This window comes from Luteimonas sp. 22616 (assembly GCF_052044325.1).
Lineage (GTDB): Bacteria > Pseudomonadota > Gammaproteobacteria > Xanthomonadales > Xanthomonadaceae > Luteimonas.
Window position 1 is genome coordinate 2,408,908 of sequence record NZ_JBQEMW010000001.1, and the last position, 12,215, is coordinate 2,421,122.

The window sequence follows — 12,215 nt, forward strand, 5'->3', positions numbered from 1 at the left end:
ATTGTGATGCGGAGGGCATCGCGGCGGCGATGCCGGCGCGTGCCCCCACGCCCGACCCCGCGGCCAACTGCCCTTCTCCCCGCAAGCGGATGCGAGTCCATCGCAAGCGCCGCCTGCACGTCGTGCAGTCTGCGCCGGCGCGGCCTCGCAAGGGTCCGCGCATCCCGCTGCGGACTTTCCACCTTGTTTCGCGTGCGTGGGTGCGCGCGAATGGAGAAGCGTTCGATGCAGTTCCGAATCCTCGCGCTGGCCGTCGCCGGCATCCTGTCCGCACCGTCGCTTGCCCGCGCCGAAGCCGCCACCGACCTGGACGAAGTGGTCGTCACCGCCACGCGCACCCAGGTTGCGCTGGCCGACAGCCTGTTCCCGGCCCAGGTCATCGACCACGACGAGATCGTGCGCAGCCAGGCGCGCAGCCTGCCCGACCTGCTGCGCGGCCGCGCCGGCATCGACATCGGCAACCAGGGCGGTCTTGGCAAGAACAGCACCGTGTTCCTGCGCGGTGCGGAGTCGGACCAGGTGCTGGTGCTGATCGACGGCGTGCGCGTGGGCTCGGTCACCGCCGGCCTCACCGCATTCCAGGACCTGCCGGTCGACCAGATCGACCGCATCGAGATCGTGCGCGGTCCGCGCTCGAGCCTCTACGGGTCCGAAGCGATTGGCGGCGTGATCCAGATCTTCACCCGCCGCGACCAGGGCGCGTTCACCCCGCGCCTGCGCGTGGGTATCGGCAGCCACGGCCTGCGCGAGGCCAGCGCCGGCATTGGCGGCGGCAGCGAGCGCGGCTGGTTCGGCGCCGACGTGGCCTGGCAGCGCACCGACGGCATCAACGCCTGCCGCGGCACCGCCTCGGCGCCCGGGGCACCGTTCGGGGCCGGCTGCTTCGTCGACGAACCCGACCGCGACGGCTACCGCAACAGCTCGCTCAACCTGCGCGGCGGCGTGCAGGTGTCCGACACGCTGGAGCTGCAGGCCAACGCCCTGCGCGCGGAATCGCGCAACGAGTTCGACGGCAGCCAGTACGGCGGCAACGTCGCGCAGAACGTGCAGCAGGTGCTTGGCACGAAACTGGCCTGGGCGCCGTCCGAGCGCGTCGACGTCACCGCGCAGGTCGGCCGCAACGACGACCGCTCCGAGAACTTCTTCCATGACGCCGGCGGCAGCCGCCGCGTCGGCAACTTCGACACCAGCCGCAAGACCGCGTCGCTGCAGACGGATTTCAGCCTCGACGCGCGCAACCTGCTCAGCGCCGGCGCCGACTGGCAGCGCGACGCGGTGGAAAGCGACACCGAGTTCGACGTCACCCGGCGCGACAACACCGGCGCGTTCGTCGAGTACCAGGGCACGTTCGGTGCGCACCGGCTGCAGGCCAGCGTGCGCAACGACGACAACGAACAGTTCGGCAGCCACACCACCGGCGGCATCGGCTGGGGCATGGCCTTCGCCGACAACTTCCGCGTCACCGCCAACTACGCCACCGGCTTCAAGGCGCCGACCTTCAACGACCTGTACTACCCGTTCTTCGGCAAGCCGGACCTCAAGCCGGAGAAGTCGAAGGGCTACAACGTCGGCATTGCGCAGTACGCGCAGCGCTACAGCTGGACGCTCAACGCCTACGAAACGCGCGTCGACGACCTGATCTCCTACGACTCGTCGATCTTCCTGCCCAACAACATCGACGACGCGCGCATCCGCGGCATCGAACTGACCTTCGATACCACCGTGGGCGAGTGGGATCTCTCCGCACAGGCCAGCCACACCGATCCACGCAACCGCACGCACTGCACCGACGACGCGATCGCGGCCGGTGCCTGCAACTTCGGCAACCTGCTGGCGCGGCGCGCCCGCGACACCGGGCGCATCGACCTCGACCGCGCGTTCGGCGCGTTCCGGTTCGGCGCCAGCCTCAAGGGCGCCGGCCATCGCTTCGACGACGCAGCCAACGCGGTGCGCCTGGGCGGCTACGCCACGTTCGACCTGCGCGTGGCCTACGCCTTCAACCCGGACTGGACGCTGGAAGCGCGCGTGGACAACGCCTTCGACCGCGATTACGAAACGATCGCCTGGTACAACCAGCCCGGCCGCGGCTACGGCCTGAGCCTGCGCTGGGCGCCGGTGCGCTGACACCCGCGCTCCTTGCAGGAGCGGCTTCAGCCGCGAGTTTTTGATTTTCGCTGCTGTAGGAGCGGCGGAAGCCGCGATGCTTTACCGGGAAAGCCATCGCGGCTTCCGCCGCTCCTGCAACGCCCAAGACCAGGAGCTCGCGGCTGAAGCCGCTCCTACAGGGACTCGGGGCGGCCGGTCGAATCCGGCGAATGCTCCCCGTCGTCGAACAGGTTGCCCTGTCCGTCGGCCTCCCCGCGTTCGCGGAATCCGGACACGCCGACGCCCACCAGCCGGTAGCGCGTCGACGGCGACAGGTCGACGCGGTCGCGCAGCGAGAGCGCGATGGTGGTCAGTTCGTCCAGCGAGGCCGGTGGCGATTCCGGGGTGAAGCTGCGGGTCAGGATCCGGAACTGCGCGGTCTTGAGCTTGAGCACCACGGTGCGGCCGACGCGCTGCGTCTTCCGTGTCGCCAGCCAGGTCTTTTCGGCGAGGCGGCGGATGTCGGCCTCGAACTCGTACAGCAGCAGGTCGCGTTCGAACGTGTCCTCGGCCGAGATCGACTGCACCGGCTGGTCCGGTTCCACCGGACGCTCGTCGATGCCGCGGGCGCGCAGGTGCAGGCGCCGGCCGAAGCTGCCGAAACGCAGCTGCAGCTCCTCGGCCGGAATCGCGCGCAGGTCGCCGACGGTGGCGATGCCCAGATCGGCCAGCTTCTTCTCCATCACCTTGCCCACGCCGGGGATCTTCGCCACCGGCAACGGGGTGAGGAAGGCCTCGACCTGCGACGGGCGGACCACGAACACGCCGTCGGGCTTGTTCCAGTCCGAGGCGATCTTGGCCAGGAACTTGTTCGGCGCCACGCCGGCCGACGCGGTGAGCGCGGTCTCCTCGCGGATCTGCGCGCGGATCGCCTCCGCGGTGGCGGTCGCGCTTGGAGATGGAATCTTCGGCTCGGTGACGTCGAGGTAGGCCTCGTCCAGCGACAGCGGCTCGACGAGATCCGTGTGCCGCAGGAAAATCTCGCGCACCTGCCGCGACACCGCCTTGTAGCGCACGAAGTCCGGCGGCACGAACACCGCCTCCGGGCACAACCGCTCGGCGCGCACCGCCGGCATCGCCGAGCGCACCCCGAACACCCGTGCCTCGTAGCTGGCCGCGCACACCACCGAACGCGCGCCGCGCCAGGCGACCACCACCGGCCGCCCGCGCAGCGACGGATCGTCGCGCTGCTCGACCGACGCGTAGAACGCGTCCATGTCGACGTGGAGGATCTTGCGCATGCGCCGATTATCCCGCAGTCGCCGGGGAACGGTCCTTGCAGGAGCGGCCCCGGTCTACCTGCCCTCGCCCACCGGCAGCGTCACCAGCATCACCGTCGCGTCTTCCGGATCCGGCACCACGGTGAACCCCAGGTGCCGGCACATCGACAGCATCGTGCTGTTCTCGCGCAGCACCTGGCCTTCGATGAGGTTGAGGCCGAGCCAGTGCGCGACCTCGATCATCGCCTCCATCAGCCGCCAGCCGATGCCGGCGCCCTTGAGGTCGGAGCGCACCATGATCCCGTACTCGCCGCGGTCGAAGTTGGCATCGGCCAGCAGCCGCACGGCGCCGAGCATCTCGCCACTGGCCGCGTCGATCGCCACCAGCGCCATCGAGCGCGCGTAGTCGAGCTGTACCAGCCGGGCAATGAAATCGTGGCTGAAGTCGCGCACCGCGCGGAAGAAGCGCAGGCGCAGGTCCTCCGCGCTCACCCGGGCGAAGAACGCGCGGAACATCGCGTCGTCCTCCGGCCGCACCGGGCGCACGAACGCCTCGCGTCCGTCAGCCAGGGTGATGCTGCGCTCCCACTCCTTCGGATACGGCAGGATCGCGAAGCGCGGGTGGCCGCGACCGCGGTGCAGCTGCCGCGACGGCGCCACCGCCACACGTGCATCCAGTGCGACCACGCCATCGGCATCGACCAGCAGCGGATTGATGTCCAGCTCGCGCACCGCGGGAATGTCGGCCGCCAGCTGCGCGAGCTTGACCAGCAGCAGCGCCAGCGCGTCTCCGTCCGCCGCGGGCACGTCGCGATAGGCCTTGAGGACGCGCGACACCCGGGTGCGCCCGATCAACTCCTTCGCCAGGCGCAGGTCGAGCGGCGGCAGCGCCAGCGCCTTGTCGTCGATCACCTCCACCGCGGTACCGCCGCGGCCGAACACGACCACCGGGCCGAAGGTGGCGTCGTCGGCGATGCCGGCAATCACCTCGCGCGCCTTGGGCCGCAGCACCATCGGCTGCACCAGCACGCCGTCGATGCGCGCGCCTGGCCGGTGCGCATGCGCGCGGTGGACGATGTCTTCGGCGGCGGCGCGCACGGACTCGGCACTGCCCAGGTTCAGACGCACGCCGTCGACGTCGGACTTGTGCACGATGTCGGGCGACAGCAGCTTCACCGCGACCATGCCGCCGTCTTCGAGTAGCGGCGCAGCGATGCGCACCGCTTCGTCCGCATCGCGCGCCGGCAGCGAGGGCGCGAAGGCGATGCCGTAGGCGGCGAGCAGGCGCGCCACCGCCTCGGGTTCCAGCCACTCCTGCCCGGCCGCGAGCGCGTCTGCCACCACCGCCTGCGCTGCGTCACTGTCGACGACGAAATCCTGCGGCAGGCTCGGCGGCGTCTCCATCAGCGCCTGCTGCGCCTCGCGGTGGCGCACCAGGTACATGAAGCCGCGCACCGCCTCGGCCTCGGTGGCGTAGGTCGGCACGCCGGCGTCGTTGAGTGTCGACAAGGCCTGCGCGTCGCCGCCCATCCATACCGCAAGGGTGGGCTTGCGCGCGCCGCTCGCCGCCCGCGCCTCCAGTGTGCGAACCACCGCGCTGGCAGCGTCCTGCGGCTGCGACAGCGCCGTGGGCACGTGCATCGCCAGCACCGCGTCATTGTCGGGATCGGCGAGCAGGGCCTGCATGCCGGCGAAGTAGCGCTCGCCATCGGCGTCGCCGAGCATGTCGACCGGATTGCGGCGCGACCAGCCGCGCGGGTATGTCCGGTCGAGCGTTTCGACCGTTGCCTGCGACAACATCGCCGGCACGCCACCCAGGTCCACCAGCCGGTCCAGCGCCAGCATCCCGGTGCCGGCGCCGTTGGTCAGCACCGCCAGCCGCTTGCCGGGCACGCTACCCAGATGCGAGAGCGTTTCGGCCGCGGCGAACAGTTCGTCCAGCGCGTGCACGCGCAGCAGGCCGGCGCGGCGGAAGGCGGCGTCGTAGGCCGCATCGGGCGTGGCCAGACGCGCGATGTGGGTCTGCGCATCGGCCGGTGCGCGGACGTGGCGACCGGGCTTGACCACCACCACCGGCTTGCCGCGCGCCGCCGCGCGCGCGGCCGAGAGGAACTTGCGCGCATCGCGCACGTGCTCGAGGTACAGCAGGATCGCGCGGGTGTGCCGGTCGACGGCGAAGTGATCGAGCAGGTCGGCGAAATCGACGTCGAGCGCGTCGCCCAGCGCGGCCACCGCCGAGAAGCCGATGCCGCGCGGGCGGGCCCACTCCAGCACCCCCGCCGCCACCGCGCCGGACTGCGATATCAACGCCAGGTCGCCCGCCACCGGCCGGTGCGCAGCGAAGCTGGCGAACAGGTTGGCGTGCGGCGCGATCACGCCCAGGCAATTGGGCCCGACGATCCGCAGCCCGCGCGGTCGCGCCACCCCTTCCAGCGCCGCGTTGTGCGAACCGGCGCCCACACCCATGTCGCGGGTCAGCACGATCGCCGCCCTGGCGCCGATGTCGGCTGCCGCGGCGGCCACCGATGCCACGTCCTGCGGCGGCGCGGCGATCACCACCAGCTCCGGCGCGAACCCGAGCGCGTCGATCCGCGACGCAGCCGCCATGCCGTCGATCTCGCGATAGTGCGGATTGACCAGCCCCACCGGCCCGGCGAAACCACCCTCGCGCAGCTGCCGCAGCACCAGCCGCCCGAGCGAGCGCTCGCGCGGGCTGGCGCCGACCACCGCCACCGAGGCCGGCGCGAACACGGACTGGAGCCCGTAGGTGCTCATCGATCTCCCGGCGCGGAACGTGCCGCGACCTTAGCACCCGGAAAACCAAACGCCACAACGGGGCATCGTGCTTTCGCCTTCCCCGCCGCGCATCACACCGCCGGCGGGATCGCCTGCTGCACCTCCAGCGTGCGCGGATCGTCGGCGCGCCCGACGACCGCGAAGCCGTAGCCGTTGCGATACCAGTAGCGCAGCGCCAGGCCGTCGTCGCGACGGCTGCCGCGCGCATCGGCGAAGCGCGTGCTCGGGCGCACGTAGAAGCTGATCCGTCGGCCGTCGTCGTCCTGGTACATCAGCATCGCCGCGGCGCCGTCCGGGGTCGCGAGCATGCGCCCACCGAGCAGGGCGAAACCGTAGGACTGCAGGTCCGGCAGCGACATCGGGCGCCCGAGCCGCGCCGACAGCCACGCCTGCAGTTCCGGCCCGTGGCTGGCATCCATCTCGACCGGGCGGGTGCGGTCGGTGGCGAAGATGCGATAGGCGGTGACCGCATCGTCCATCGGCGGCGCGGCGGCCGCGACGCGCGCGGATTTGGCCTGCCAGCCGCCCATGCCGCCGAGGCCGAGCGCCAGCACCAGCGACGCGCATAGGGCGAGCCGCTGCTGCGTCCGCTTGCGGCGCGTGCGCCGGATCGATACCGGATCCAGCCGCGCCTGCGGCGGCAACGACAGGCCGCCGGCCAGCGCCGCGCGCAGGCCGGCGGCATCGCGCCGCCACTGCGCCACGCGCGCGGCCAGCGCGGGCTGCGCGGCGAGGCAGGCGTCCACGTCGCGACGCTGCACTTCGTCCAGTTCGCCATCGACGTAGGCCTGTAGCGTGTCGTCGTCGGGCATCTTGTCGTTCATCCGATCCTCCGCAGCCGGGCGCCGCCGGGTTCGTCGCCGGTGAGCTTGCGATAGGCGGCGCGGGCGCGCGAGAGCCGCGACATCACCGTGCCGACCGGCACGCCCAGCGCCTGCGCGGCCTCCCGGTATTCCAGTCCTTCCACCACCACCAGCAGCAGCACCGCGCGATGATCGGTAGCCAGCGCATCGAACGCTTCCAGCGACGAGCGCGCCACGAACGTCTCTTCCGCCGAGGGCGCCGCGCCCGGTTCGCTGCCGAACACCGCCAGTACGCGCCGCCAGCGGCCAGCGCGTCGCTTCTGGTCGAGGAACTGCCGGTGCAGGATCGAGAACAGCCAGGCCTTCAGGCTGGCATCGCCACGCCGCGTCGACCAGCGCGAGAGCGCGCGTTCCAGGCTGGCCTGCACCAGGTCGTCCGCCTCCGTGGCATCGCGCGCCAGCCACAGCGCGAAGCGCCGCAGCGACGGCAGCAACGCGCGCAGTTCGTCGTCGTCGATGGCAGTCATGGCGTCATTCGTCCTGGCCGCACGCGGGTCGTTCCTCCACTGGTTGCAGGTACGACGCACGGGGGCGGCGTTTATTCCCGCGTGCGATCCGTGAATGCGGATCGTGCCCGGATCGGTGGCCGATGGAATAACGCGGCTTCCGGTGCGTCCTACCCCTGTCGAACCGCAGACAGGAGCCCACGATGCCGTCTTCCGCCCCGCCACCGCAATCGCCGCGTCGCCGGTTCCCCTATCCGCCCCGGGTGTTCGCCCGCCTGGGCGCGATCGCGCTCATCATCGGTGCCCTCGCGCTGGCATTCGCCTGGACCGCCGGCTGGCTGACGCCTTCGCGCCTGTCCAGCGCCGATGTGGCCGACGTGCTGGAACGCCACAACGGCGAGCACCCCGGCTTCCGCCGCGCGCACGAGAAGGGCGTATGCGTCGTCGGGTATTTCGACAGCAACGGCCGCGGCCAGGCGCTGTCGAAGGCGGTGGTGTTCGCGCCCGGGCGTACGCCGGTGTTCGGCCGCTTCGCGCTGGCCGTGGGATCGCCGTACGCGCCCGATGGTGTGCCCGCACCGCGCAGCCTGGCGCTCAACTTCTCCGCCGCCGACGGCAGCACCTGGCGCACGGCGATGAACAGCGTGCCGCTGTTCCCGGTGGGCAACGTGCGCGATTTCGTCGCGCTGCAGCGCGCGACCACGCCCGATCCGGCGACCGGCAAGCCCGACCCGGCCAAGGTCGCGGCATTCATGGCCGCGCACCCGGAAACCCGGGCCTTCAACGCGCTGATAGCATCGCGGCCGATCCCGTCGAGCTTCGCCAACGGCGGTTACCACTCGATCAATGCCTTTCGTTTCATCGATGCCGACGGCACGGTGCGCGCGGTGCGCTGGTCGATGCTGCCCGAAGCGGCCTTCTCCGCGCTCGACCGCGGCCGCTTCGATGCGATGAATGCACGCGACCGCGATTTCCTGTTCAACGACCTGTTCGCACGCCTGCGCCAGGAACCGCAGCGCTGGCACCTGGTGGTCACGCTGGCCGCGGCCGGCGACCGCACCGACAACGCCACCGTGCAGTGGCCGGCGGCCCGCGAGCGCATCGACGTCGGCACCCTGGTGATCGAACGCGCGCTGCCCGAACCGGCCGGTCCCTGCCGCGACGTCACCTTCGACCCGCTGGTGCTGCCGCCGGGCATCGCCGCCTCCGACGATCCGCTGCTGAGCGCGCGCTCGGCCGTGTACGCCGCGTCGCTGCGACGGCGCTCGGGCGAAGGCCCGTACCCCGGCGCACCCGACGGCGCGCCCGCCCCCACCGCACCGGAGTCGCAGCGATGAGCACGCCAACCACCCCGTTCCATCCGAAGGCACGCCTGCTGCACTGGCTGATGGCGCCGCTGGTGATCGCGATGCTGTTCATCGGCATCGGCATGCTGTCCACCACCTCGTCCGCCTACGCGCTGCTGCTGGCGATCCACAAGCCGCTGGGCGCGACGATCCTCGTGCTGCTGCTGGCGCGCATCGCCGTGCGCCTGCGCCACCGGCCACCGCCGCTGCCGGCCGACCTGCCCGCGTGGCAGCGACGCGCCGCACTCGGATCGCACTGGTTGCTGTACGCGCTGCTGCTGCTGATGCCGCTCAGCGGCTGGGCGATGCTGTCGGCCGCGGGCTATCCGGTCACGCTGTTGGCGGGGATCCGCCTGCCGCCGATCGCGCCACACGACGCCGCACTGTTCGCCTGGCTGCGCGGCGCGCATCACTGGCTCGCGCTGCTGCTGTTCGCCACGTTCCTGCTGCACCTGGCCGCGGCGCTGTTCCACGGACTGGTCCGGCGCGACGGCGTGCTGGCGAGCATGGCGCCGTGGCTGCGCCGCCGCGGCGGGCACGAGGGGAACCCGGCCGCACCGGCGGAATAGCGGCTGTGGCCGCGGGCTCCTGGAAAGCGATCCGCAACTCGCGATCGATAAGCGCGGTTCCGGCCGGTCCTTGCAGCATGGCTTCAGCGGGAGCTCTGCAGGGCGTGACGGGCGCGACGCATGCGCCGGCGACCCGGCTCCCGGAAGCGCTGCCGGCATCGATCCCTGCCGTAAGATCAAGGCTCGCGGCTGAAGCCGCTCCCACAAGGCAACGCGCGGAAATGCGCGGCGGCCGGCACGCAAAGGCACCCCAATGGCAAACATCGTCGGTCTACCCGGAAGCCTGCGGCGCGGTTCGTTCAACGCCGCGCTGCTGCACGCCGCGGCGCAGCTGATGCCGGCGGGCAGCAGCCTCGATGTGCATTCGCTGCACGGCGTTCCGCTCTACGACGGCGACGTGGAAGCGGCCGAAGGCATCCCACCCGCGGTGGTTGCACTCAAGGACGCCGTGGCGGCGGCCGATGGCCTGCTGATGGTGACGCCCGAGTACAACAACAGCCTGCCGGGCGTGTTCAAGAACGCCATCGACTGGATGTCCCGCCCCGCCGCGGACATCACCCGCGTGTTCGGCGGCAAGCCGGTGGCGGTGATCGGCGCCTCGCCCGGCGGCTTCGGCACCCAGCTGGGACAGAACGCCTGGTTGCCGGTGCTGCGCACGCTGGGCACCGCGCCATGGTTCGAAGGCCGACTGATGGTCGCGCGCGCGGGACAGGTGTTCGACGCCGACGGGCAGATCGTCGACCCCGGCATCGAAGCGCGACTGCGTGCCTTCGTCGCCGGCTTCTGCGCCCATGTGGACCGGGTGCGGGAGCGCCCTGGCGCCTGAAGACGCTCGCCACCCGATTCCCGTAGGAGCGGCTTCAGCCGCGAGCTTTGTTTGAGGGAGAAGCGTGACCGCCGATCCTGATGATTTCGGAGCCAACGGCCCGGGCTTCCGCACATCCGGCGTCGGGCCGCGCGGAAGGGCTCGCGGCTGAGGCCACTCCTGCAAAGTCGTCCCGCCCAGCAGTCAGGTCCACGAGTCGCGCTCCGGCTTAAGCCAACATCGTGAAATACGGTTGAATTGAACCGATTACACTAAATTCATTGTATATCGGTGCATATCCACCGGTATGTGATTTCCATATATTCATCTGCCAATTGGTATGATTCGACCGGAATAGAGCGCATTCGCTATCAACCGGTAGATAAAAACTGGATGAATACCTTCAATCCTTCCATCGGCGACCTCCAGGGCCACCTCGGCGACCAGCTCCGCCGCCTGCGCCTGAGCCGCGACCTCGACCAGCTGACCCTGGCCGACAAGGCCGGCGTGTCCGAGAAGGCCCTGCGCAACCTCGAGGCCGGGCGCGGCTCCAGCCTGTCGACCCTGCTGCAGGTGCTGCGCGCGCTCGACCGCCTCGACTGGCTGGACACTTTGGCACCGGTGGCCGCGATCAGCCCGATGGCGCTGCTGCGCCAGCGCCCGGAACGCCGTCGCGTCAGCCGCCCACGCGGTCCGCGCCGCAAGGCCGCGGCCACGAAGTAGGCGACGCGAGGACATGGACACCCCGGTCATCGAGGTCCGCCTCTGGAACCAGCGCGTCGGCGCCGTCGCGCCCGATCCGCAGGCCGGCTGCCATGCCTTCGAGTACGACCCGGCCTGGCGCCGCCAGGGCATCGAGCTCGCCCCGCTGACGATGCCCACCGACGCGGCCGATTCGGTCTTCCTGTTCCCCGACCTGCCGCGGCACAGCTTCCACGGCCTGCCCGGCCTGCTCGCCGATGCCCTGCCCGACGCCTTCGGCAACGCCCTGATCGACGCATGGATGGCGCGGCATGGCGTCGCCGCCGACGCGATCACCGCGCTCGACCGCCTCGCCTACATGGGCAAGCGCGGCATGGGCGCACTGGAATTCCGCCCCGCGCGCGGCTCGCACAGCGAGAGTGCCGAGCCCCTGCAGATGAAGTCGCTGGTCGAAGCCGCGCGCCAGGTGCTGCGCGGCGACCTGTCCGACGACGCGCACGCCCAGGCTGCGCTGGCCAACATCATCCGCGTGGGTACCTCGGCCGGCGGCGCCCGCGCCAAGGCGGTGGTGGCGTGGAACCCGGGCACCGATGAACTGCGCAGCGGCCAGTTCGACGCCGCGCCCGGCTTCGAACACTGGCTGCTCAAGTTCGACGGCGTCGGCAAGGACATGGAGCTGGGCACCGGCGCCGACTACAGCCGCATCGAATACGCCTACCACCTGATGGCACGCGCCGCCGGCATCGCGATGGAACCCTGCCGCCTGCTGGAAGAGAACGGCCGCGCCCACTTCATGACCCGCCGCTTCGACCGCGACGGCAACCAGAAGCACCACGTGCAATCGCTGTGCGCCATGCAGCACCTGGACTACAACCAGCGCGCCACCCACGCCTACGAACAATTGTTCCTCGTCGCCCAACAGCTGCGACTTGGCGACGACGCCCTTACCGAAATCTTCCGCCGCATGGCCTTCAACGTCATGGCCCGCAACTGCGACGACCACACCAAGAATCACGCCTTCCGCCTGAAGCAGGGCGGCCGCTGGGAACTCGCCCCGGCCTATGACGTCACCCACGCCTACAACCCCAACGGCGAGTGGACGTACCAGCACCTGATGAGCGTCAACGGCAAGTTCGATGGCATCACTCGCGATGACCTGATGGCCGTTGCAAAGCGCTTCGGCGTGGTGGGCGCGCGCGATGCGCTGGTGCAGGTGCGCGATGCCGTGGGGCGCTGGAAGGATTTTTCGGACCAGGCAGGACTGGGAGAAGCCGAGGCGCGCACCGTGGCGGCGGACCACCGGCCGCAGTAATCGCTCCGCCG

At 70.8% G+C, this 12,215-nt stretch carries 10 protein-coding genes; 6 read left to right on the forward strand and 4 right to left on the reverse strand.

Features of this window, described 5'->3' with window-relative positions; translation table 11 throughout:
• Window positions 1–225 precede the first annotated feature (225 nt).
• Complete coding sequence (gene btuB, locus ACTJIL_RS11090; RefSeq protein ID WP_440755563.1) at window positions 226–2,124, forward strand: TonB-dependent vitamin B12 receptor; 1,899 nt, start codon at window positions 226–228, stop codon at window positions 2,122–2,124.
• Window positions 2,125–2,279: 155 nt separating this feature from the next.
• On the opposite strand, the gene dinB is transcribed toward btuB, so the two are convergent.
• The 4 genes from dinB to ACTJIL_RS11110 form a co-directional block, all read right to left on the reverse strand.
• Entirely contained in the window at window positions 2,280–3,386 is a 1,107-nt protein-coding gene (gene dinB / locus ACTJIL_RS11095) for a DNA polymerase IV (protein WP_440755564.1), read from the reverse strand.
• Between the two features lie 54 nt (window positions 3,387–3,440).
• Entirely contained in the window at window positions 3,441–6,140 is a 2,700-nt protein-coding gene (locus tag ACTJIL_RS11100) for a bifunctional acetate--CoA ligase family protein/GNAT family N-acetyltransferase (protein ID WP_440755565.1), read from the reverse strand.
• A gap of 92 nt (window positions 6,141–6,232) precedes the next feature.
• Window positions 6,233–6,985, reverse strand: coding sequence for an anti-sigma factor family protein (locus ACTJIL_RS11105; RefSeq protein WP_440755566.1), 753 nt, complete (start codon window positions 6,983–6,985; stop codon window positions 6,233–6,235).
• Window positions 6,982–7,491 carry a sigma-70 family RNA polymerase sigma factor gene (locus ACTJIL_RS11110; protein WP_440755567.1) on the reverse strand — a complete coding sequence of 170 codons (510 nt, stop codon included), beginning with the start codon at window positions 7,489–7,491 and terminating at the stop codon, window positions 6,982–6,984. The genes ACTJIL_RS11105 and ACTJIL_RS11110 overlap by 4 nt, the downstream gene beginning before the upstream one ends.
• A 182-nt stretch (window positions 7,492–7,673) precedes the next feature.
• Here ACTJIL_RS11110 and ACTJIL_RS11115 point away from each other — a divergent pair, with 182 nt between their 5' ends.
• The 5 genes from ACTJIL_RS11115 (at window position 7,674) to ACTJIL_RS11135 (ending at window position 12,204) form a co-directional block, all read left to right on the forward strand.
• Window positions 7,674–8,807, forward strand: coding sequence for a catalase family peroxidase (locus ACTJIL_RS11115; protein ID WP_440755568.1), 1,134 nt, complete (start codon window positions 7,674–7,676; stop codon window positions 8,805–8,807).
• The gene (locus ACTJIL_RS11120) at window positions 8,804–9,385 is read left to right on the forward strand and encodes a cytochrome b (protein ID WP_440755569.1); all 582 of its coding nucleotides are present in this window, start codon (window positions 8,804–8,806) and stop codon (window positions 9,383–9,385) included. The genes ACTJIL_RS11115 and ACTJIL_RS11120 overlap by 4 nt, the downstream gene beginning before the upstream one ends.
• A 253-nt stretch (window positions 9,386–9,638) precedes the next feature.
• A complete protein-coding gene (locus tag ACTJIL_RS11125; protein ID WP_440755570.1) occupies window positions 9,639–10,211 on the forward strand; it encodes an NADPH-dependent FMN reductase in 573 nt (190 codons plus the stop codon).
• Between the two features lie 372 nt (window positions 10,212–10,583).
• Complete coding sequence (locus ACTJIL_RS11130) at window positions 10,584–10,913, forward strand: helix-turn-helix domain-containing protein (RefSeq protein ID WP_440755571.1); 330 nt, start codon at window positions 10,584–10,586, stop codon at window positions 10,911–10,913.
• Between the two features lie 13 nt (window positions 10,914–10,926).
• Entirely contained in the window at window positions 10,927–12,204 is a 1,278-nt protein-coding gene (locus ACTJIL_RS11135; RefSeq protein ID WP_440755572.1) for a type II toxin-antitoxin system HipA family toxin, read from the forward strand.
• Window positions 12,205–12,215: the final 11 nt, after the last annotated feature.